Genomic DNA, 22,034 nt, shown 5'->3' on the forward strand with positions numbered 1-22,034 from the left:
CTTCAGGGGGCCGGGCCGCGCTGCGTTGTCAGTGGCTCCCTCTAAAGTTTCCGGCAGTTGATCAACACCGGCTCACAACCGGTGCTCGTGACGCGTGCCTTCGGCGCGCGCCCACGACCGGTGGTCGACATCGGGGCACGGAAAATCGGCTGTCGGGGAGGCAGTGGTGGGGTGGATGCGCGCGGGTGACTATGAAGTCGCCCTGGACGACGGCGGCAAGGTCGTCTGCCGCAACGGCAAGGGGCGGCTCCTGAAGTCGGTGCCGCCGAAGATCGCCGACGAGCAGGCCGTCATCGGACTCCGGCAGCTCACCGAGTGGCTGGAGCGCCACGAGCGCGACTGCCGGGAGCGCGCCGAGCGCTGGATGACCCGCTCCCTTCCCGTACCGGCCGCGGTGCTCGCCGAGGTCTGGCCCGACCCGGCCTGGCGAGCGGCCCTGAAGGACCTGGTCGTCACCGGCGACGACGGCGAGGTCGCCGGGTTCCTGCGCGACGCCGACCCCGAGCGCGGCATCGGCCTCGTCGACCTCGACGGGGACACCGTGCGCATCCGCCCGCGGCAGATCAGCATTCCGCACCCGGTCCTCCTGGACGACCTCGGCGAACTGCGCGAGTTCGCCGTCGAGTTGGGGGTCGACCAGGGCGTCCAGCAGTTGTTCCGTGAGATCTGGACACGCGGCGCCGGCCGTGACCCGGCCGCGCAGGCCGTCGACGACTACGAGGGCGGCACGTTCAAGGAGCTCCGCTTCCTCGCCGGCCGCGCCACGTCCCTCGGCTACCGCGTGCGCGGCGGCCACGCCGTCCAGCCCGTGCTCGAGGCCGGGCGCACGGTGGAGGCACGGGTCTGGATCGGCGACTACGAGGGCTACGCCGAGACCGAGACCGGGCCGCTCACCTGGACCACCGAGGCCGGACAGGCTGTCGCCCTCGGTGAAGTCGGGCCGGTGGCCTGGTCGGAGGGCATGCGCATGGCCGCCGCCCTCTACGCGGGCCGCGAGCTCGAGGACGGGGAGCAGGCGGCGTGAGCACGACGGTGAGCGGCGCGGGCGCGGGTCTGGGCGCGGGTTCGGGTGCGGCAGGCACGACCAGCACAGCGGATTCGGTGGGGCCCGTGGGTGCGGTGGGGCCAGTGGGGTCGGTGCGTTCGCTGAGCGAGGCGGCAGGGGAGCGGGGCGCGATGGGCACGGGTGACGGCACGGTGGACACGGGAGCGCTCCTGGAGGCGGGCGCCGTCCTGCTCCCGGGCGCACACCGCGGCGAGGACGCCGACGACCTGACGGCCCGCGCGTACACCCACCCCGTTCTTGAAGGGCGCACGGTCGTCCGCCTCGTGCCCGGCACGCTCGGCGACGCCGAGGACCTCGCCCTGGACTTCCTCGGGCTGCGGCGCGAGAGCGTCCGTGACGGGCTCGGCCAGGTGCGCCGCGAAACCCTCGGCTTCCCCGCCTGGGCCCTGGTGAACGACCCGGACAACGGGCACCACGCCCTCGCCCTCGTCAAGGACGTCGAGCGCCTCGCTCGCATGGCCAAGACCCGCGCGGGCGCCGCCAAGGACGGGTTCGAGGAGCTCGGCGAGCGCCTCGGCCGCTCCGTCCCGCACTTCCTGCCCACGTACTACGAGGAGGCGGGCCGCGCCTTCCTCCGGCACGAGAACACCACCTACGGGGCCGCCCTCTTCGGCAAGGCACGTGAGGCCGAGCGCGTCCACAGCCTCGACGTGGACGAGCAGCGGCAGCGTGCGGTGTTCCTCGAATTCGCCTTCGCCGGGGCGCTCACCGTCAAGGCGCTCAAGGACCATGTACGGGACCTGACGCAGCGTCTGGCACCGCAGCCGGCCTGGGAGCAGTACCGCAGGCTCGTCGTCGAGCGGTGTGGTGCCGGGATGCCGCCTTACGCGGCCCTGCCGCAGGACGCCCGCAAGCTCATCAGGGCCGCGGGCCTTGACCGGGTCGAGGAGGAGTGCCGACTGCTCGCCGACCTCCTGGCCTCCCCGGCGGTCGTACGCGCACCCGGCACGTTCTGGACGGCGTACCGGCCCACCCTCCTGGTCCTCGCGGCGCAGGAACCGGCCGTCCGTAAGCGGCTCCTGGAGATCATGCCGACGGGGTACGGACACGACAACGGCTCCGAGGGCGACTGGCTGGAGCTGCTCGCCGAGACCGGCGCCGAACAGCTCCTCACCGACCCGGCCCCGGACGCGGCCGTCGACGCGGGGGACTGGCTGTCGCGCTGGTCCACCCACCTGAAGGGCGGCTGGCGCGGGGTGCGCCGCTCCCCGATGACGTACGACCTGGTGGAGCGCATGGCGGCCCGCCTGCGTGCCGAGGGGCGGCCGGTCGACCTGTTCCGCGGGCGCGGCTGGCGCAACTGGGCCGACCTGGACCTCATCGACGTGTGCCTCGCGTCGGGTGTCGCGGTGGCGGATCCCGCGCCCCGCACGGACGGCCACGGGATCGGCCTCGACGACTGGTTCGGCGGACCCGACACAGGCCGCAGCGATCTCGCCGCGGTGGCCGCCGACGCGCGGTTCAGGCCGCTGCTCAAGGAGGCGATCGGCGGCAACTCCCACCGCAGCGTGGGCAGTCGCAAGACCCTCGCTGTCGCCGAGCACCCGGTGCTCCGCCCGCTGCTGGCCGAATGGCTCACCGAACAGGCCGACGCGTTCACGGCGGCGGCGGGCCTGCCCGGCGCCCGCGCCTCGCTCCAGCGCCTCCGGCGCTTCCGGTCGGTCGCGGCGGACGTCGCGCCCGGGGCCGTCGCCCGCGTCCGCGCCCACGATCTCAGCGGCAACCTCGGCCGCACCCTGCGCGCGGGCATCGTCGACGAACTGGGCTGGCCCGCGCTCGAAGAGGCCATGGAACTGCTGGGGCCCGTACCCGAACAGCGCCACGGCGACGGGCTCACTGTCCAGGAGGCCTGGCCCGCGCTGATCGTCGCCCACCGGGACAAGGCCGTCGTGGCGGGACCCGACGGCATCCTCCTCGAACACGACCTGCGCATCCCCGGCAAGCCCGACCACTGGCGGCAGCCCGCCTTCCGCTTCGCCGGCGGTGAACTGCTCGTCACCTGGTGGCACGAGGGCAAGCAGCGCGCGTACTGGTCCTCGCGCCCCGCCGACGTCTTCCACCTCGGCGGCGAGTCCGCCATCCAGTGGCGCGCACACACCCTGGACGCCTCCCTGCCCCTGCCGGACGGCGGCCGCAGCACCGGCGCGCGCCCCCTGCACGCGGGCGACACCGCCCTGCCCAAGGAGCACCGGGTCAGCGGCGACGGCGTGAACCACTGGCGGCTGCGCACCACGAGCACGACCAGCACCTGGATCGAGTACGACCCCGCCACCGGCGCCACCGGCCGCGCCTCCCTGCCCCCGCTCCTCGCGGGCGCCGTGCGCGACGACGGCCGGCTGCGGCACGCCGACTGCCAGGTGCTGCCCCTCCAAGCGGGCCTGGAGAACAGCCCGCTGGGCACCGACGGCGCGGTCCTCGGCCGCTGGGTCCGCGGCGACGGCGCCCGGGACGGCGCGGAAGAGCGGCTGACTGCGGGCACGCCCGACGGCCGTGAGGTCGCGCTGCCCGCCCGCTTCACCAGCGGCCGCACCCCCGTGCCGCTCGGCGCGCTGCGCCTGCCCGGCGGAGCGGCGCCCGTACTCGCCCTCGACGGCAACGAGTTGGGTCTCTACGGGGACGGCGCCGGGCCCGCCGACGGATCGTTCGGCGACACCGTGATGTCCCGGGCGGGCGCGCAGTACGCGGCCGGCACGCCACTGGTCCCGCCGACATCGTTCTGGCACGCCATGCGGGCCCGCGACGAGGACGGTTCCAGGGCGCTGCGCGCGTTCGCGGACGAGCAGGCCGCCGCACTGGCGGACGAGGCGGCGGCCGCGCTGGCGCGGCACCGGAGGAAGACCACGGGCGAGGCCGGGACGGCCCTCACGGACGAGCAGAGGAAGGCCGCGTCCGACCGGTTCGACCGCGACCTGCTCGCCGCGACCGAGCGGGCCCTGCCCGCGATCGGGCACCCGTCGCTGCACGCGGGCGTCGGTGCCATCACGCTCGCCATGGTCCAACTCCGCGAATCCGTGGCCGAGTTCACCGATCCCCAGACGGTGGCCGCACGGCCCGTCGCGGCGCGCAGGCAGGAGATGTTCCACGACTTCTCGCCCAGCGACGGCGACGACCGGACCCTGCTGAGCGCGATCCGCGGTGTCCTCGGCCACACCGTCTTCGGCTACTGGAGCGCCGACACCTGGAGCACACTGCGCCAGATCAAGTCCGTCGGCCACCTCATCGCGGGCAAAGCCGCCGAAGGCACCCCGCTGCCCAGCGGACACGACCTCGCGACGCTCACCGGCGGCTGGACCACCGACGAACTCACCATCCCGAGCTGCACGTCCACCTGGCTGCGCGTCCTCCAGCACCTGCCCGCACTGGCGTACCGCGCGACCGTCCCCGGCCTGGACGAAACCGACAGATCCGCGCTCCTGCACCTCCTGGACGCCGTCGCCGAAGGCGCCCTCACGGACCCGGGCCGTCACCTGCGCAGCGTCGAACTCGGCGAGAAGGGCGCCTACCGGCCGCGCCCCGGCCAGGTCCTGCGCCTGGGCGACCGTACCGTCGCGATCCTCGCGGCGGCCCGCAGGCGCGGCCACGACCACGAGGTGGACTGGCTGGCCCTGGACCACGACCCGTCGGGCGAGTTCGGGCCCGTCGCCCACTTCACGACCCGTGAGGCACAGCGGATCCCCGGCACGCTCACCGGCGAGCGGATAGCGTCACTCGCCGCCCTCGTACGCGAGCGGGGCGCCACGCCCTGGCGCGCGGAGAACGCGAGCGCGCTGGCGGCGGCGCCCGGCTGCGGCCCCGTCCAGGCGGAGCTTCTCCTCGCCGGTCGACCCTCCGGCGTCCTCGCCGACGACGTCGGAACCGCCGAGTGCCAGGCCCGCTCCGGGCTCACCCGCACGCAGGTGGAGGCGGGCCACGACCGCCTGACCGCGCTCACGTGGCAGGGCCGTGTCGATGTCGTCGCCGCGCTGCTCCCCGAGACCGCCGCCGACCTCTGGGAGACCGGGCCGGCCGTCGAGGCCGCCCGGGAGGTATGGACGAAGCGGTTCGGCGCCCTCGTACGCCTCCCCGAGGACGTGGAGATCTCGCTGAACGGGGTCTCCACCATCGGCAACGCCGAGGCCGTACTCAACCCCCTGCACACTCCGTGGCTCAGCCGCACCACCGTCCAACGACTCGACACGGACGGCCGGTTGACGGGCGATGACCCCACCGCGGTACCGCACGTCAGGGACCTGGTGCCCGCCGTGTCCGCGCTCGGCGCGCTCGCGTACGGCCTGCCGTACGGGCATCCGCTGCGCGCCGCCCTGCCCGCCGCCCTCGACGCGCTGCGGACCCGGCTCGCCGATCCGGAGCTGCTGCTCCAGCTCGGCCTCGACTGGACCGAGAAGGGCGGCGCCACCGCGCCCGAGGTGCGCAAGGCGCATGGGATGCCCGAGACGGGCGGCGCCGGAGCGGACGGACTGACGCGCGTGGGCGAGGCGTTCGTGGTCCACCCCTGGCACCAGCAGGAGGCCGTCCTCCTGCGCCCGGCCGCCCTCACCGGCCCCGACGACCCGGCGCTCGGCCTCATCGAAGGCCTGGCCGGATATCGCGCGGACGCCCCACTGCGGGCGATCAGGGCGGTATTGGGGGAGGGGCTGCGCCGCGCGGTGTCCGCGGGCGTGCCGGGTGTGGACGGACAGGTGGGTGGACCGGAGCCGGACCTTGAGGGATATGCGCAGGACCCCATGCGCGGTGTCCCCGGCCTGGTCACCGAGGTCGCCGAAACGCACGCCATCGGCGAGGACGCCGCCGCCCTCTACCTGCAACTGCTCGCCCTGCCCGACCCGACCGACCGCAACAGCACGCGCTGGACCGGCTGGAAGCCCGCCCGCATGAAGCGGGCCCGCGCCGAACTCGCCGCGACCGCACTGGTGGTGGAGGCGAAGCGCGCCCGCGCGGGCCGCGGCCTGTTCCTGCCCGGCGCCTGGCTGGCACTCAAGGCGCCCGCACTGCCTGTCGAGTCCTGGAAGCAGGCCCTGTACGACGTCCCGGGCAACACGGCGACGGTCCCGCTGCTCCCCGTCCAGGAACTGTTCACCCGCGCGTGGGAACGGGTGCGCGCCGGCGACGTCCCTGCCTTCGAAGAACTCACGACCCGCGCGACCCGGAAGGGGCGGCGCCGATGACGACCGGGGCCCGCCGAGTCACCTCGGCCATGCGCGGCCTGCCCCGTCGGGTCGCGCAACGGCCAACGGCGACGAGGGCCCGAGTCACCCCGGCGATGCCTGACATGCGCCGCCGGGTCGCGCAGCCGCCGATGACCACCACCACCGATTCCGTCCCGGCCGCGCAGTGCCGGGTCACGCAGCCGCGGGAGCGTCGCCGATGAGTACCACGACCGACACCGTTCAGGGCACGACGTCTGCCGCGCCGCGGCAGATCGTGCCGCCTGAGGAGTTGTACTCCGACGAGCTCGCGTTCCTCGCCGCGTACGACACCGGGCCGCGTCCGCCCGGCTGGCGGCTCACCCCGCGCGCCGTCGTCACCTTCGTGATGGGCTCCGGCGAACCGCTGCGCCTGCCCGAGGGTGCCGACGCCGGCGAGGGCGTGCCGCGCCGCCTCGCCGTCCGGCGGAAGTTCGTCGGCGAGCGCGCCCTCGTGGAGCGCTGCGTCGTCACGATCGCCGGCGAGCGCGGACTGCTCCTGGTCGGGGAGCCGGGCACCGCCAAGTCAATGCTGTCCGAACTGCTGGCCGCCGCCGTGAGCGGCACCAGCGCGCTCACCGTCCAGGGCACCGCGGGCACCACCGAGGACCAGCTCAAGTACGGCTGGAACTACGCCCTTCTGCTCGCCCAGGGCCCGAGTCCCAAGGCACTCGTCCCCTCACCCGTCCTCGCCGCCATGACCCAGGGCGCCGTCGCACGCGTGGAGGAGGTCACCCGTTGCCTCCCCGAGGTGCAGGACGCCCTGATCTCCCTCCTCTCCGAACGGCGCATCGCCGTCCCGGAGCTGGCCGGTACGGACGCCGCCCAGGCCCACGCGGCCCCCGGGTTCAACGTCATCGCCACCGCCAACCTCCGCGACAAGGGCGTCTCCGAGATGTCCGCCGCGCTCAAGCGCCGCTTCAACTTCGAGACGGTCGGCCCCATCGGCGACTTCGACGCCGAACTCGACCTCGTGCGCCGCCAGTCGAAGGCCGCCGTCGAGCGGGCGGGCGCCGCGTACCAGCTCGACGACATGGTCCTCGACGTCCTGGTCACCGCGTTCCGCGAGCTGCGTTCGGGCCGTTCGGCCGAGGGCTGGGAGGTGGAGCGGCCGTCCACCGTGATGAGCACGGCCGAGGCCGTCTCCGTCGCCACGGCGCTCGGCGTCGCCGCCGCCTACTTCCCCGGCGACCGAGACGCACTCGCGCTCCTGCCGGGCCACCTCACCGGCGTGGTCCGCAAGGACGACCCGGCGGACGCGGCGCGGCTGCTCGGTTACTGGGACGGCGCGGTGCGGCGCCGGGCCGAGGAGGGTTCCGCGACCTGGCGCACCCTGTGGGACCTGCGCTCCGTCCTGGAGGGCTGACCCGTCATGACCACCGACGCGGGCATGGCCATCGACGCGCTCACCGATCCCGACGGGCCGTACCTCATCGGCGTACGCCACCACGCGCCGTCGCTGGCCGCCGTCGTCCCCCGGCTCCTCGACGAGGCGGCCCCGGACGTCCTGCTGGTCGAACTTCCGGCCGAGACGCAGGAGTTGCTGCCGTGGCTGGCGCACGAGGAGACGGTGGCGCCGGTCGCGCTCGCGGCGGTGCTCGACGGGGCGGCGGAGTCGGGCCCGGCGTTCTACCCGTTCGCGGACTTCTCACCGGAGCTCGCGGCGCTGCGCTGGGCCGCACGGAACGGCGTCCCGGTGGTCGCCTGCGATCTGCCGCTCGCGGAACGGGCTTGGAGAGAGCCACGAGTGCCCCGCCCCGCCGAACACGCCGAACACCCCCACCGCCCGGGCGGTGGAGACAGGCCGCGTCTGGGCGACGCCGTACGTGGACGGCTGACCGGCCGCGACGGCGACGACCTCTGGGACCGCCTCGTGGAGGCCCCCGCCCCGGGCGCCACCCCGCAAGCCCTGCGCCGCGCAGCGCTCCTCACCGGCTGGGCCCTGCGCCGCGACGCAGCGGACGGCCCGGGAGTCGACCCGCTCGACCTCACCAGGGAGCGCTGGATGCGGGCACGCCTGCGCGAGGCGGCGCGCGACGGACGCAGGGTGGCGGCGCTGATCGGAGCGTTCCACGCACCCGCGTTGAGCGCGGGGGCGCTGCGGGACGAGGCGCAGGAAGAACCGATCGCGGGGCCGTCGGACAGGACGCCCCCCGAGTCGCAAGCCCGGGTGACCGCCAAGCCGCACATGGAAGCCCCGGCGGCGCCCACCCCCGCCGTCTCCCTGATCCCGTACACGTACGCGCTGTTGGACGCCCGTTCCGGATATCCGGCCGGGATCCGTGACCCCGAGTGGCAGCACCAGGTCCTGGAGTCGGCGGGCGACCCGGCCGCGGTCGGCGAGACGGCCCTGCGCTGTGCCGTCCGCGTCACCGGTGAACTGCGCGCCGAGGGCCACCCGTCGGGACCGGCGGACGCCCGCGAGATCCGCCGCGTCGCGGGCGACCTCGCAAGCTTGCGCGGGCTGCCCGCGCCGGGCCGGAGCGAGTTCGTCGAGGCCGTGCAGACCGTGCTGGCCCAGGGCGAGCCGCTGGGCCGCGGGCGCGCCGTCGCCCGCGCGCTGGAGCGGGTCCTCGTCGGCGAGCGCACGGGCCGCGCCGCCCCCGGCGCACCGCGCGGCGGACTCGCACCCGCCGTCGAGACGGAGCTGGCCTCGCTCGGACTGCCGGGCCCCGCAAGTGGTGGGCAGGAGAAGGAGCTTCGGCTCGATCCCCTGCGTTCCGACCTGGACCGCAAACGTGAGGTGCTGCTGCGCCGCCTCGCGCTGTGCGGCATCCCGTACGCGCAGGAGACATCCGTCGGCGGGGCGGGCGGGGCCGACGCGCTCACCACCCGCTGGACCGTGCGCTGGACACCCGCCACCGCGGCGGTCCTCACGACAGCGACCACTCGGGGCGTCACGCCGGCGCAGGTGGCGGAGGGCGTGCTTCGCGCGCGCGTCCGGGCCGCCCACGCGGAGGGCGGCCCGACCGCGGCGCAGGCGCTGGCCGCGCTCGGCGAGGCGGCCCAGTGCGCGCTGCCGGCGCTCGCGGCCGAGGCCCTGGCAGAGGTCGCGACCGTGCTCCCCGCGATCGGCACGCTCCCGGAACTCCTGACGGGCCTCGCCCTCACGGACCGCCTCAGCGCGGGCCACATCGCGGGTCTGGCCACGACGGATCCTGCAACTGACCCTGCCGCGAACCCCGCCCCCGCCGCCCTCTGGCACCACGCGCCGGCCGACTGCGCCGACCTCCTGACCGTCGCCGCCGTCCGCAGTCTCGATGGGCTCACCGGCTCCGAGGACCCGGAAGACGCCCGTGCCCTGGTCGAACTCGCGCGGCGCGCCGACGTGTTCGGCGGGATGCGGCTCGCCGACTCGCTGGCGCGGCTGGCCGACGGCGGGACGCCGCTCATGCGCGGCGCCGCAGCCGCGGCACGGGTTCTGCTCGGGCACACCCCGGCCACCGCCCTCGGCGCACGCGCGGCGTCCTGGGTCGACACGGCCGGCGACCCCGGCACGCGCGCGGAGCTCACCGCCCGGCTGACCGGCCTGCTCACCGCCGCGGGCTCCCTCCTCGAAACGGCTCCCGAGGCGCTCGCCCCGCTGCTCGACCGCGTCGGCGAACTGCCCGACAACCCCTTCCTCGAACGGCTCCCCGCCTTGCGCGGCGGCTTCGACACGCTCAGCCCGGCTGCCCGCGACCGGCTGCTCACTGTCATCGAGGAACGCATCGACGGCACCCTCGACGCCGACCTTCCCCCGGACATGGACACGCGGACGCTGGCCGCGTGGACGACGGCGGACCTCGCCGCCCGCGAGGCGCTGGCCGCGCTCGACCTCCTGCCCCCGACGCCGAACACACGCCTGCCCACGACGCCGGACACACGCCTGCCCACGACGCCGAACACTCTCCTGTCCACGACGCCGGACACTCTCCTGCCCACGACGCCGGACACGTCCGACCGGCCTCACGCAGCGTCCCCGTCCGCTGCCGTCAACGCCCCCGTCCGCACTCCCGTCTCCTTCTCCCCACCCGGTGACCCCCGCATCGCCCCCGCCGAACGCTGGCGCCTCGTGCTCGGGCGGCGAGGGGATCAACTCCCGCAGGGCATCGCACCGTTGGCGACCGCCCTGGACGAGCTGTACGGGAGGGGCCGTGGCGAAGGCGCGCGCGGCGATCTGCCGGGCGGCGCAGGCGGGCGTGGCGGGCGAGAGGCTCCGTACCCCGGCGTACGCGAATGGGCCGAGGAACTCACGGCGCTCTTCGGCCCCGGCATCCGCGAGGAGGTCCTCGCCGCCGCGGCCACCCGAGGCCGTACGGACGTCGTGTCCGCGCTCGACCCCGAAGCCGTACGCCCTTCTGTGGAGCTGCTCCGCACCGTGCTCCAGCACGCGGGCGGGCTGCCCGAGGCCAAGCTCGCCGCCCTGCGCCCCCTCGTACGGCGCCTCGTCGACGAGCTCACCCGCGCCCTCGCCACGCGCATGCGGCCCGCGCTCACCGGCGCGGCGACCGCCCGTCCCACCCGGCGCCCCGGCGGCAGACTGGACCTCGCCCGCACCCTGCGCGCCAACCTCGCCACGGCCCGGCGCACCGACGACGGACGTATCCACGTCATCCCGGAGCGCCCCGTGTTCCACGGCAGAGCCCAGCGCTCGGCGGACTGGCGGCTGATCATCCTCACGGACGTGTCCGGCTCGATGGAGGCGTCCACCATCTGGTCGGCGCTCACTGCGTCGGTCCTGGCCGGCGTGCCCGCGTTGTCCACGCACTTCCTGGCGTTCTCGACGACGATCCTCGACCTGACCGAACACGTCCACGACCCGCTGGCCCTCCTCCTGGAGGCCCGTGTCGGCGGCGGCACCCACATCGCCGCCGGGCTGCGCCACGCCCGCACGCTCGTCACCGCGCCCTCGCGCACCCTCGTCGTGGTGGTCAGCGACTTCGAGGAGGGCTACCCCGTCGGCGGAATGCTCGCCGAGGTACGCGAACTCGTCGGCGCGGGCTGCCATGTGCTGGGCTGCGCGAGCCTCGACGACGCCGGGCGCCCCCGCTACTCCACCGGCATCGCGGGACAGCTCGTCGCCGCCGGCATGCCGGTCGCTGCACTCAGCCCGCTCGAACTCGCCCGCTGGGTAGGGGAGAAGATCCGTTGACGTCGACGCACTCTCAGCCGCAGTCTCACCCGACGCCGCAGCTTCCTCCGGTACCGCCCGAAGTCACCGCCGCCGTCGTGGCCGCGCTCTCGCCACGCCTGCGCAAGCGCCTGGACGCCGCCGTGGAGAAGCTCGCCGCGCGACCGATGACGTCCGACGACGGCATCTGCCGTATCGCGGTCGACGACGAGACGTTCGTGGAGCTGCACGCTCCCGGCGGCACGGTCGCGGCTGAGGACGCGATCCGCTGCGGCTGCCTGCTCGCCCCGGCCTGCGTCCACCGGGCCGCGGCGGCGGCCCTCGCGCCGATCGCGGACGACGCACCCACGCAGGCCCCCGCCGACGCGCCCGGCCAGCCATCCCCGCCCGCCCCGGACGAGGTGGGCGCGACCGCGCCTAGCACCGAGCCGACCGAAGCCCCCACGTCTACGCCCACCACCCCGACCCAAGCAGCCGCCGCCGAAGCTCTGTGGCAGGCAGCCGTTCTCGTCCTGGACGCCGGGGTCGACGGCGCCGGTGCCGTGCTTCAGGCCGGTCTGCTCAGGGCCGCCCACTCGGCCCGCCTCGCGGCGCTGCCCCGCCCCGCGGCCGCCGCGATCCGCACGGTGAACGGCCTGCGCGCGGCCCGCGCCGCCGAGCCCGACCACCGCACCTCCGAACTGGCCGACGCCCTCGAGGAGTTGCTCGCCACCGCGTACGGGCTGCGCCGCCCCGGCACCCCGGACGCGCACGCCGCACTCCGGGGAACGGCGCGCCGCGCCTATGCTCCGGGCGGTTCGTTCAGGCTCTACGGACTGTTCACCGAGCCCGTCCTCACCGCGACCGGCCACGCGGGCGTGGTCACCTGGACCGCCGACGCCGCCGGCCGCCTCTACACCGTCCCCGACGTGGCCCCCGGAGGACCGGGCAGGGCCAGAACCGCCGGTGACCGAGCCGTCAGAATGGGCGACACCGCACTCACGCACCGCGACCTGGCCGACGCCGGGCTCGTGGTCTCCGGCGCGACCGTCTCCGCCGACGGGCGGCTCGGCGCGGGCCGGGGCGTCCGGGCCGCGGCCGCCGCGGGAGCCGACTGGGCCGAGGAGCCGCTCGCGGCCCTGTGGTCCGTCCCCGTGGCGGAACAGGTGGCGCGGGCCCTCGCCACCGGACAGGACCTGCTGTTCCTCGACGCCACGCTGACCGGCGTGGCCCGAGAGGCGGGCGGCGACTGCCTCCTGGCCGAGTGCGACGGGCTCACCGTGCGGCTGACCTCCGCCGACGACCACCCCGAACTGGCCCACCGCGAGAACCTCGCCCTCCTCGCCACGGCCCCCGGGACCAGGGTCCGCGCCATCGCGCGCCTCGTCCCCGCCGGGCACCCCCGGGCCGCCCTCCTCGCCGTCCGACTCCCCACAGGCCGGCACGACCTCGGCCTGGACCGCCTCCAACGCCAGGACGTGACCCCGACGACGCCCTCCAGATCACCCCGGTCGGCACCCGCACCCACCCCCTCCGCCCCCCTCCACATCCTGCGCCGCCGTATGGAACAGGTGGTCATCGCGGGCCGCCGCGCCCTGACGCACACAGCACCCGCCGGAGGACCGCACACCACCGCACCCGACACCACGCTCCTGCGTCGCGCGGGCCTGTCCACCGCCGCCGAGCTGCTCGACGCGCTGCGCAGCTCCGCGGCAGAGCGGGGCCGCGACGGATTCGGCCGCCTCGGTTCGGCGGACACCAACGCGTTCGCCCGCGCCTGGCTCGCCACGGCCCGCTACCTCGACGAGGCGTCCGCAGCCCTGTGCCGCGGCGCCTGGCAGACCTGACCCGCACTCACCCCACTCGCACACCTCACCCCCGTCGCCGAGCGATTCACTCCCTGTCCGTATATATCCGCCCACTCATGAGACGCCTGCGCTCTTGATGAGACAAACATGTCTCACATGGACTACCCTCGTCTCATGTCAGTCGACCGAGAACAGGTGCTGCGCACCGCCGCCGCCCTGCTCACCCGCAAGGCCACGGCCACGATGGACGAGGTGGCCAGGGCGGCCGGTCTCAGCCGCGCCACGCTGCACCGGCACTTCGCGGGCCGGGACGCACTCGTCAGGGCCCTGGAAGAACTGGGGATCCAGGAGTGCGAGGCCGCCCTCGACGCGGCCCGGCTCGACGAGGGCGGTGCCGACGACGCCGTACGCCGGCTGGTGACGGAGATCCAGCCGTGCGCCGGACTCCTCGCCTTCCTCGTCACGGAGAACCAGCTCTTCGAGGGCGAATCGCAGAACGAGGGCTGGGCCCGGCTCGACGCCCGCATCGCCGCGCTGTTCACGCGCGGCCAGGAGCGTGGCGAGTTCCGGATCGACCTGACACCCGCGTGGCTCACGGAGGCGCTCTACAGCCTGATCGGCGGGGGCGCATGGGCCGTACAGGACGGCCGGGTGGCCGCCAAGGACTTCCAACACATGATCGTCGAGCTTCTGCTCGGCGGCGCCAGACGGAGAGTGGAACCATGACCAGCACACACCAGCGCACATCCGCGGCGGAGGTGGAGCCGAGGCCCGGGCGAGGACGATGGCTCGCGCTCTCCGTCCTCGTGCTCGCGGTGCTCCTGGTCGCGGTCGACGCGACGGTGCTCGGTCTCGCGACGCCGTACATCAGCGAGGACCTGGAACCGACCGGCACGCAGCTCCTGTGGATCGGCGACGTCTACTCGTTCGTGATCGCGGGACTCCTGGTCTCCATGGGCAGCCTCGGCGACCGCATCGGCCGTAAGAAGCTGCTGCTCACGGGCGCGGTCGCGTTCGGCGCCGTCTCGGTGCTCAACGCGTACGCGACGACCCCCGAAATGATGATCCTGGCCCGGGCCCTGCTCGGAGTCGCGGGCGCCACCCTGATGCCCTCGACCCTCGCCCTGATCCGCAACATCTTCACCGACCCGCGCGAGCGTTCCCTCGCCGTCGGCATCTGGGGCGCGGCGGCCTCGGCGGGCGCGGCCGTGGGCCCGGTCGTCGGCGGATTCCTGCTCGAACACTTCTGGTGGGGCTCGGTCTTCCTGATCAACCTGCCCGTCATGGCGGTCCTCGTCGTCGTCGGCATCAAGCTGCTGCCCGAGTCGAAGAACCCGGCCGGGGGGCCGTGGGACCTGATCAGCGTCGTCCTGTCCCTCGTCGGCATGATCGGTGTCGTCTACGCGGTCAAGCAGGCCGCGTCGCACGGCCTCGGCTGGGAGGTGCCGGCGTCCGGCGTGCTCGGACTGGCCGCTCTGACCTGGTTCGTCCGCCGCCAGCTCACGCTGCCCGCACCGCTCCTCGACATGCGGCTGTTCCGCCACCGTGGATTCTCGGCCGCTGTCCTCGCCGACCTGCTCACCATCCTCGGCCTTTCGGGCCTGGTGTTCTTCCTCTCCCAGTTCCTGCAACTGGTCCAGGGGCGTGGCCCGTTCGAGGCCGGTCTCGCCGAACTGCCCGCCGCCATCGGCGCGGTGGCGGCCGGACTGGTCGCGGGTACGGTCGCGCGCCGGTTCTCCGTGCGCTCCGTCGTCGCGGGCGGCCTCGCCGCCGTGGGCTTCGCCCTCGCCGGGCTGACCGGTCTCAGCCAGTCGACCGGCTATCCGCTGCTCGGGGCCGTGCTCCTGATCGTGGGCGTCGGCGCAGGGTTCTCGTTCACCGTCACGGCCGACGTGATCCTGTCCAGCGTGCCGAAGGAGCAGGCGGGCTCGGCGTCCGCGGTCTCCGAGACGGCGTACGAACTGGGCGCGGCTCTCGGCATCGCCCTGCTCGGCTCCATCGTCACGGGCGTCTACCGGGACTTCACGGCCCCGGCCGGCACCCCGCCAGAGGTGGCGTCGGCCGCCCACGAATCCCTGGGCGGAGCGGTCGAGTCCGTCTCGGCGCTGCCCGCGCACACCGCGAGCGAACTGCTCACGGCGGCGCAGGGCGCCTTCGTCGACGGGCTGCGGGCCGCCGCGGGCATCGGCGCGGCGGTGCTCCTCGCGACGGCGGTGGCGGCGTGGTTCCTGCTGCGCGGCCAGAAGCTGGAGGACGGCGTCGAACACCCGTGACGGACGCGTCCGCACGGATGACGACGCGGCCGTACGGATGACGCACTTTCAGCGGGCGTCCAGACGGCCATACGCATGACGAAGGGCCGCACCCACCGGGTGCGGCCCTTCGTGACGTTCAAGTGCTACCGGCTCAGGCGGCCTTCGCCTTGGTCGCGTACATGTCCACGTACTCCTGGCCGGACAGGCGCATGACCTCCGCCATCACCGAGTCCGTCACGGCGCGCAGCACATAGCGGTCGCGGCCCATGCCGTCGTAGCGCGAGAACTCCATCGGCTCGCCGAAGCGGACCGTGACGCGGCCGGGCCGCGGGAGGCCGCTGCCGCCCGGCTGGAGCTTGTCCGTGCCGATCATCGCGAACGGGACGACGGGCGCGCCCGTCATCAGGGTCAGCCGGGCGATGCCGGTGCGGCCGCGGTAGAGCCGGCCGTCGGGGGAGCGGGTGCCCTCGGGGTAGATGCCGAAGACCTGGCCCTCCTCCAGGACGCGGCGGCCGGTCATGAGCGCCGCGACACCGCCGTTGGCGCCGTCGCGGTCGACCGGGATCATGCCGACGCCGGTGAAGAACCACGCCATGACTCGGCCCTTGAGGCCCTTGCCGGTGACGTACTCGTCCTTGCCGATGAACAGGACCTGACGGTCACACACGATCGGCAGCACGATCGAGTCGATGAAGGTCAGGTGGTTGCCCGCGAGAATGACAGGACCGGTGCCCGGGATGTTCTCGGCGCCCTCCACCCGGGGGCGGAACATCAGGCGCATGATCGGTGAGAGCACTGCCTTGATGAACGCGAAACGGGACAACGGGCCCTCCGGTGTCAAGGGTGGCGGCCTAAGCCGTGGCTGGATGAGCTGAAGTCTGTGCAGGTGAGGACGATACTCGCGGCCCCCGGCCTGTTGCACATCGGGTTCACGCACTCGATACGCAGTGTTGACCCTTATTTACGCTCCGTTGGCCGTCACGCGGCGCGCAGGAGTCACCTCGCATCACCTTTCCGTTCGGCCCAAGGTCTCCCACTGGACACTCCCGCACACCTACGATCGGTGCGCTTTGACAGGTGCAAGGCAGCGATGTGGGAGGAGTGCTCAATGGGGATGCGGAAGTCACAGGAGTCCCGGGGGTCGCAGCTCGGCCGCCGTTCGGTACTGGGTGCGGCGGTGCTCGGAGCGGGCGGAGCCGTCCTGGGCGCGCCCGGCGTGGCGAGCGCCGACGAGCGCGGCAGTGGCGGACATCACGGCGGTGGTGGCTACAAGAGCCTGCCTGTGCCCACCGTCATCGCCCACCGCGGTACGAGCGGCTACCGCCCGGAGCACACCTTCGGCTCGTACCAGCTGGCCCTGGACATGGGCGCGCACGTCATCGAGGCGGGCGACCTCGTGCCCACCAAGGACGGTCACCTCGTATGCCGTCACGAGCCGGAAATCGGCGGGACGACCGACGTCTCCGCGCACCCCGAGTTCGCCGGCCGCAAGACCACCAAGAGTCTCGACGGGGTCGCCACCACCGGCTGGTTCACCGAGGACTTCACGCTCGCCGAGCTGAAGACCCTGCGCGCCAAGGAGCGCATCCCGGCCAACCGCCAGCGCAACACCCTCTACGACGGCCGCTGGGAGATCCCCACCTTCGAAGAGGTCCTCAAGTGGCGGGAGCGGCAGAGCCGCGAGCGCGGCAAGGAGGTGTGGATCCACGTCGAGACCAAGCACCCCACCTACTTCCGCAAGCTCGGCCTCGGCCTCGAGGAGCGCGTCGCCACGCTCCTGCGCAAGTACGGCGTGAACAGGAAGAATTCGCCCGTCTTCCTCCAGTCCTTCGAGCCGACCAGCATCCAGCGCCTGAACAAGCTGGTCGACAACCCGCTCGTCGTGCTCCTGTCGACCGCGAACTCCCGCCCCTGGGACTTCGTCGACGCCGGTGACCCGCGCACCGTCGCCGACCTCATCACCCCCAAGGGCCTCGACGAGATCGCCTCGTACGCCCAGGGCATCGGCCCCACGCTCGACCTCGTGATCCCCAAGGACAAGGACGGCAAGCTCCTCGCGCCCACCACGCTCGTCAAGGACGCGCACGCCGCGGGCCTGATCCTGCACCCGTACACGATGCGCAACGAGAACACCTTCCTGCCCGCCGACTTCAAGAAGGGCACCGACCCGAACGCCTACGGCGACGCGTTCGGCGCCTTCAAGGCCTATCTGGCCACCGGCATCGACGGCATCTTCTCGGACAACTGCGACACGGCGCTCCTCGCCCGCGAGGACTTCCTGAAGGCCTGACCTCCCTCTGTTCGCCGTCAACACCGCGCACCCCGGCCCCGGTTGGGGTGACGCGCGGCCGCCCCGGCAACCGCACGTCCGGGCGGCCGCGTCCCGCCCGGCATGACGTACGACCTGGTCATCGACGCCCTGCGCCCGCTCATCGCCGCCGAGGTCTCGGCGGAGACCGCTGACGGCGCGGGCGAACCCGGCGACCTCGAACAGGCCGTCTGGCTGCGCCTGCTGGAGCGCATCGACACCGACGGCCCGCCCGCCGACCCCGCGGCCTGGCTCACCGCCGCCGTCAGATCCGAGGCGCGCCGCACCCGCCACGCCGCGCTGCGCGAGATCCCGTACGTCACGGAGCCCGCCGACGACTTCGAACACGGGCCGGAACAGCGGGCGCTGGCCGGCGACCGCCACCGCGCGCTGCACGCCGCCGTGCGCAGACTGCCCGGGCGCTGCCCCCGCGTCGTGGCCGCTTTCCTGTCACCACAGGACCTCACCTACCGCGAGATCGCAGGGGAGTTGGGTATCTCACAGGGCAGCCTCGGTCCGGAACGTTCCAGATGTCTGGGATGCCTGCGCAGAATGCTGGCAGCAGAGGTTGCGGCTCCTGAACCCTGGGGAAAGGAGCGATAGACAACCGGCGGAGCAGGTGAGCGGGAGGCATGCACACATGGGCATGAGCGTGATCATCTCTGCGGCGACCGAGCAGGACGCCGAGAAGATCCTCAAACTTCAGTACCTGTGCTACCAGAGCGAGGCCGAGCTCTACGGCGACTACTCCATCGAACCGCTGACGGAACCGCTCGCCTCGGTCAGGGCCGAACTCGCGGGCGGCACGGTCCTGGTGGCCCGGCTCGGGGAGGAAGTCGTGGCCGCGGTGCGGGGTGCCGTGGACGCGGACGGCACGGCCCGGATAGGCAAGCTCGTCGTGCACCCGCGCATGCAGCGCCACGGCCTGGGCGGACGGCTCCTCGACGCCGTCGAGGCGAAGCTCGGCGTCGACGGTGCCGCCAAGCGCTTCCAGCTGTTCACCGGCCACCGCAGCGAGCACAACCTGCGGCTCTACCGGAAGCACGGCTACGCGGCCGTGTCCACGAAGCGCGTCGACGAGCGGCTCACCGTGGTGACGCTCGCCAAGGAGGCGGAAGCGGGCGCCTTCGTCGCCTAGTTGCTGTCGCCCGGTTCCTGTCGGCAGGCGCTAGCGCGTAGCCCGGCGCGCCTTGTTGAGCCAGAACATCGCGGTCACCGGGAGCAGTACCGGAATGAACAGATAGCCCATGCCGTAGTCCGACCAGACCGTGGCGTCCGGGAACGCCGACGGGTCCGCCAGCGTCCAGGTCCCCACGGTCAGTACGCCCACGAGCTCGGCGGCGCAGCACACCAGCGCCGCCTTGCGGGCCTTCTCCCCGCCGCGCACGAGCGAGTACGTGATGAAGCCGTACACGATGCCCGCGAGCGCCGACAGCGAGTAGGCGAGCGGCGCGTGGTCGAACTCCGTGGAGATCTGGACGGCCGAGCGCGAGACCGCGCCGACCACCATCACGCCGTACAGCCACACCAGCAGCGTGCCGGGGCCGCTGGTCAGTTTCTGCGGCTTGCCGCCGCTCTCGCTCTGTGAGGTCACGGACACCTCAGCCTCCCCAGATGTCGTAGAGCCGCACTTGCAGGACGGCCAGCACGATGCCGCCGGCCGCCACCGTCACCGAACCCCAGCGGGTGCGCTCGGCGAGCGACATGAAGCCGGCCGCCGGGATGCACGCGAACGCGCCGATCAGGTAGGCCACGAAGATCGTCGTGCCTTGGTCGGGCTTCTCGCCGCGTGCCAGCTGCACGATGCCGACGATCAGCTGGACAGCGGCGAGCAGCGACACCACCGCCATGCCGATGAAGTGCCAGTCCTTGGTCGGCTGGTCGCGGTAGGCGGCGAAGCCGCACCAGGCGGCGAGCGCGAGCGCGGCAACAGCGGTCGCGACCGTCAGGGCATCAAGCATGCCGAGACCCTATTACGGCCGAAAAGGCCCGGTGCGCGCGGCCCCGCCACCGTGGCGTTGGCCACAGCGCGCCGGGTGCCGGGCCCGGCTCGTACGGGGGCGGGAACCACCTCCTGGCCCTGTCCGCACTGGCCGCACGGGGTACCAGGTGCGGCTCGGGCCGGGGGCGGGCACCGTCCAGGGCTGTCCGCTATTCGGACAGCGGTTCGGGGATCCCGGCGCACTTCTGCTTTACTTTTCGCATGACCACGACGAGCAGCCGCACCCTTGCGACCGAGGCGACGATGACGCCCGGTGCTCGTTGTATGTGTCGAATGTGCGCCTTCTGAGGGCCCCCGCACCGCCTGTTTCTCGCGCCCCGAAGCGAAACGCCGTGCCCAGTACGTACTTACGCCGTACGTGACCGGGCCGCCCCGCACACAGTCTCCCCCCGGTTCCACCGCCACAGCGAGAACCGTGCTGCGTCCAGGCCGATCCCGACCATGAATGCCCGCCGCAGGCGCTCACCCGCGCCGCGCAATCGACAGTGACGGAATCCCACGTGATCACCACCCAGGGCCTCACCAAGGTCTACCGCTCGCGCGGTCGAGAGGTCACCGCCCTCGACGGCGTCGATCTGTACGTCCGCGAGGGCGAGGTGTACGGCGTCATCGGCCAGTCCGGCGCCGGCAAATCCTCGCTCATCCGCTGCGTCAACCTCCTGGAGCGTCCCACCTCCGGCACGGTGACGGTCGCCGGTCAGGACCTCACCGCCCTCGTCGGCCGCGGCTCCCGCGCCGGCAAGGAGCTGCGCGAGGCACGCAGCCGTATCGGCATGGTCTTCCAGCACTTCAACCTGCTGTCCTCGCGCACCGTCCAGGACAACATCGAGCTGCCGCTCGAAATCCTCGGCAAGTCGGGGAAGGAACGGTCCCGCAAGGCGCTGGAGCTCCTCGACCTGGTCGGCCTCGCCGACAAGGCCAAGTCCTACCCGGCCCAGCTCTCCGGCGGCCAGAAGCAGCGCGTCGGCATCGCCCGCGCCCTGGCCGGCGACCCGAAGGTGCTGCTCTCCGACGAGGCCACCAGCGCCCTCGACCCCGAGACCACCCGCTCCATCCTCCAGCTCCTGCGCGACCTGAACCAGCAGCTCGGCCTGACCGTCCTGCTCATCACGCACGAGATGGACGTCGTCAAGACGGTCTGCGACTCCGCCGCTCTCATGGAGCGCGGACAGATCGTCGAGTCCGGCACGGTCAGTGAGCTCCTCGCCACTCCGGGATCCGAGCTCGCCGCCGCGCTCTTCCCGGTGAGCGGCGACGCCAGCGGCGCGGACCGCACGGTCATCGACGTCACCTTCCACGGCGAGTCGACGACCCAGCCGGTCATCTCCCAGATGTCGCGCACGTACAACATCGACATCTCGATCCTCGGCGCCGCGATGGACACCGTCGCCGGCAAGCAGGTCGGCCGCATGCGTATCGAGCTGCCCGGCCGCTTCGACGAGAACGTCGTGCCGATCGGCTTCCTGCGCGAGCAGGGCCTCCAGGTCGAGATCCACGGACATCAGGGCGGCGCGCCCGTACTGCTGAAGGAAGGTGTCACCAAGTGACCTGGTCGGAGATGCAGCCGCTGCTGTCCCAGGCATGTTGGGACACCCTCTACATGGTCGGCTGGTCCACGCTGATCGCCGTCGTCGCGGGCCTGCCTCTCGGCGTCCTGCTGGTCCTCACGGACCGCGGCGGTCTGCTGCAGAACGCCGTGGTGAACAAGGTCATCGGGCAGATCGTGAACATCGTCCGCTCGATGCCCTTCCTCATCCTGATGGTCGCCCTGATGGGCTTCACCCGCTGGATCGTCGGCACCACCATCGGCCGTGAGGCCGCCATCGTGCCGCTGGCGATCGGCGCGATCCCGTTCTTCGCGCGGCTCGTCGAGACCTCCGTACGGGAGGTGGACGGCGGTCTGATCGAGGCCGTGCAGTCGATGGGCGGCAACACCTGGACCGTGGTCCGCAAGGTCCTCGTGCCCGAGTCGCTGCCGTCGCTGATCTCGGCCACCACCACGACGATCATCGCGATCATCGGCTACTCCGCGATGGCCGGCACGGTCGGCGCGGGCGGCCTCGGCGACCTCGCGATCCGCTACGGCTACCAGCGTTTCGAGGCCGAGCTGATGTGGATCATCGTGGCGGTCCTCGCCGTCACCATCGCCGTCATCCAGTTCGCGGGCGACAGCGGAGCCCGCGTCCTGCACCGCCGGGCAGGCAAGGGCGGCGAACCGCTCCGCTTCCGCGCCTTCACGGGCCTGCTGCCCGGCGGCCCCGTCACCGCGGACGCCACCCCGGCCAAGACCCGCTGACCGCTGTCCCTGTCTCCCCGTCCC

15 protein-coding genes are annotated in these 22,034 nt (G+C 73.2%); 12 read left to right on the forward strand and 3 right to left on the reverse strand.

The features are described 5' to 3' along the window. The first annotated feature begins 166 nt into the window (after nt 1-166). The 7 genes from OG574_RS36370 (at nt 167) to OG574_RS36400 (ending at nt 15,422) form a co-directional block, all read left to right on the forward strand. A complete protein-coding gene (locus OG574_RS36370; protein ID WP_326776660.1) occupies nt 167-1,024 on the forward strand; it encodes a DUF4132 domain-containing protein in 858 nt (285 codons plus the stop codon). Beyond that, the gene (locus OG574_RS36375) at nt 1,021-6,231 is read left to right on the forward strand and encodes a hypothetical protein (RefSeq protein ID WP_326776661.1); all 5,211 of its coding nucleotides are present in this window, start codon (nt 1,021-1,023) and stop codon (nt 6,229-6,231) included. The genes OG574_RS36370 and OG574_RS36375 overlap by 4 nt, the downstream gene beginning before the upstream one ends. 199 nt (nt 6,232-6,430) lie before the next feature. Next, nucleotides 6,431-7,615, forward strand: coding sequence for an ATP-binding protein (locus OG574_RS36380; protein ID WP_326776662.1), 1,185 nt, complete (start codon nt 6,431-6,433; stop codon nt 7,613-7,615). Between the two features lie 6 nt (nt 7,616-7,621). After that, entirely contained in the window at nt 7,622-11,383 is a 3,762-nt protein-coding gene (locus OG574_RS36385) for a DUF5682 family protein (RefSeq protein ID WP_326776663.1), read from the forward strand. Further along, nucleotides 11,380-13,188 carry a hypothetical protein gene (locus OG574_RS36390; protein ID WP_326776664.1) on the forward strand — a complete coding sequence of 603 codons (1,809 nt, stop codon included), beginning with the start codon at nt 11,380-11,382 and terminating at the stop codon, nt 13,186-13,188. The genes OG574_RS36385 and OG574_RS36390 overlap by 4 nt, the downstream gene beginning before the upstream one ends. Nucleotides 13,189-13,323: 135 nt before the next feature. Beyond that, nucleotides 13,324-13,875, forward strand: coding sequence for a TetR/AcrR family transcriptional regulator (locus OG574_RS36395; protein WP_326776665.1), 552 nt, complete (start codon nt 13,324-13,326; stop codon nt 13,873-13,875). After that, entirely contained in the window at nt 13,872-15,422 is a 1,551-nt protein-coding gene (locus tag OG574_RS36400; RefSeq protein ID WP_326776666.1) for an MFS transporter, read from the forward strand. Before OG574_RS36395 ends, OG574_RS36400 begins: the two co-directional genes overlap by 4 nt. A 133-nt stretch (nt 15,423-15,555) precedes the next feature. Here OG574_RS36400 and OG574_RS36405 read toward each other — a convergent pair whose 3' ends face one another. Next, nucleotides 15,556-16,245, reverse strand: coding sequence for a lysophospholipid acyltransferase family protein (locus OG574_RS36405; protein WP_100597041.1), 690 nt, complete (start codon nt 16,243-16,245; stop codon nt 15,556-15,558). Between the two features lie 267 nt (nt 16,246-16,512). On the opposite strand from OG574_RS36405, the gene OG574_RS36410 reads away from it, so the two are divergent. The 3 genes from OG574_RS36410 to OG574_RS36420 all read left to right on the forward strand — a co-directional run bounded on the left by OG574_RS36410 (nt 16,513) and on the right by OG574_RS36420 (nt 18,850). After that, complete coding sequence (locus OG574_RS36410) at nt 16,513-17,694, forward strand: glycerophosphodiester phosphodiesterase (RefSeq protein ID WP_326776667.1); 1,182 nt, start codon at nt 16,513-16,515, stop codon at nt 17,692-17,694. A gap of 102 nt (nt 17,695-17,796) precedes the next feature. Beyond that, nucleotides 17,797-18,315 (forward strand): RNA polymerase sigma factor, encoded by a 519-nt coding sequence (locus tag OG574_RS36415; RefSeq protein ID WP_326776668.1) that lies wholly within the window; start codon nt 17,797-17,799, stop codon nt 18,313-18,315. A gap of 37 nt (nt 18,316-18,352) precedes the next feature. After that, a complete protein-coding gene (locus OG574_RS36420; protein WP_326776669.1) occupies nt 18,353-18,850 on the forward strand; it encodes a GNAT family N-acetyltransferase in 498 nt (165 codons plus the stop codon). Nucleotides 18,851-18,880: 30 nt separating this feature from the next. On the opposite strand, the gene OG574_RS36425 is transcribed toward OG574_RS36420, so the two are convergent. Beyond that, nucleotides 18,881-19,306, reverse strand: a complete 426-nt coding sequence (locus tag OG574_RS36425) for a hypothetical protein (protein ID WP_100597131.1) — start codon at nt 19,304-19,306, stop codon at nt 18,881-18,883. 7 nt (nt 19,307-19,313) lie between these two features. Further along, nucleotides 19,314-19,673, reverse strand: a complete 360-nt coding sequence (locus OG574_RS36430) for a hypothetical protein (protein ID WP_326776670.1) — start codon at nt 19,671-19,673, stop codon at nt 19,314-19,316. A gap of 541 nt (nt 19,674-20,214) precedes the next feature. On the opposite strand from OG574_RS36430, the gene OG574_RS36435 reads away from it, so the two are divergent. Together OG574_RS36435 and OG574_RS36440 are read left to right on the forward strand one after the other, a co-directional pair. Beyond that, on the forward strand, nt 20,215-21,261 hold the full coding sequence (locus OG574_RS36435; RefSeq protein ID WP_326776671.1) for a methionine ABC transporter ATP-binding protein: 1,047 nt from the start codon (nt 20,215-20,217) through the stop codon (nt 21,259-21,261). Continuing rightward, on the forward strand, nt 21,258-22,010 hold the full coding sequence (locus tag OG574_RS36440; RefSeq protein ID WP_100597035.1) for a methionine ABC transporter permease: 753 nt from the start codon (nt 21,258-21,260) through the stop codon (nt 22,008-22,010). Before OG574_RS36435 ends, OG574_RS36440 begins: the two co-directional genes overlap by 4 nt. Nucleotides 22,011-22,034: the final 24 nt, after the last annotated feature.

This window comes from Streptomyces sp. NBC_01445 (assembly GCF_035918235.1).
GTDB lineage: Bacteria > Actinomycetota > Actinomycetes > Streptomycetales > Streptomycetaceae > Streptomyces.

Bases quoted from the DNA above. Each gene is read 5' to 3' on its own strand.
- OG574_RS36430 (WP_326776670.1), bottom strand. From the start codon at position 19,673: ATGCTTGATGCCCTGACGGTCGCGACCGCTGTTGCCGCGCTCGCGCTC.
- OG574_RS36410 (WP_326776667.1), top strand. From the start codon at position 16,513: ATGGGGATGCGGAAGTCACAGGAGTCCCGGGGGTCGCAGCTCGGCCGC.
- OG574_RS36415 (WP_326776668.1), top strand. From the start codon at position 17,797: ATGACGTACGACCTGGTCATCGACGCCCTGCGCCCGCTCATCGCCGCC.
- OG574_RS36400 (WP_326776666.1), top strand. From the start codon at position 13,872: ATGACCAGCACACACCAGCGCACATCCGCGGCGGAGGTGGAGCCGAGG.
- OG574_RS36395 (WP_326776665.1), top strand. From the start codon at position 13,324: ATGTCAGTCGACCGAGAACAGGTGCTGCGCACCGCCGCCGCCCTGCTC.
- OG574_RS36420 (WP_326776669.1), top strand. From the start codon at position 18,353: ATGGGCATGAGCGTGATCATCTCTGCGGCGACCGAGCAGGACGCCGAG.
- OG574_RS36385 (WP_326776663.1), top strand. From the start codon at position 7,622: ATGACCACCGACGCGGGCATGGCCATCGACGCGCTCACCGATCCCGAC.
- OG574_RS36380 (WP_326776662.1), top strand. From the start codon at position 6,431: ATGAGTACCACGACCGACACCGTTCAGGGCACGACGTCTGCCGCGCCG.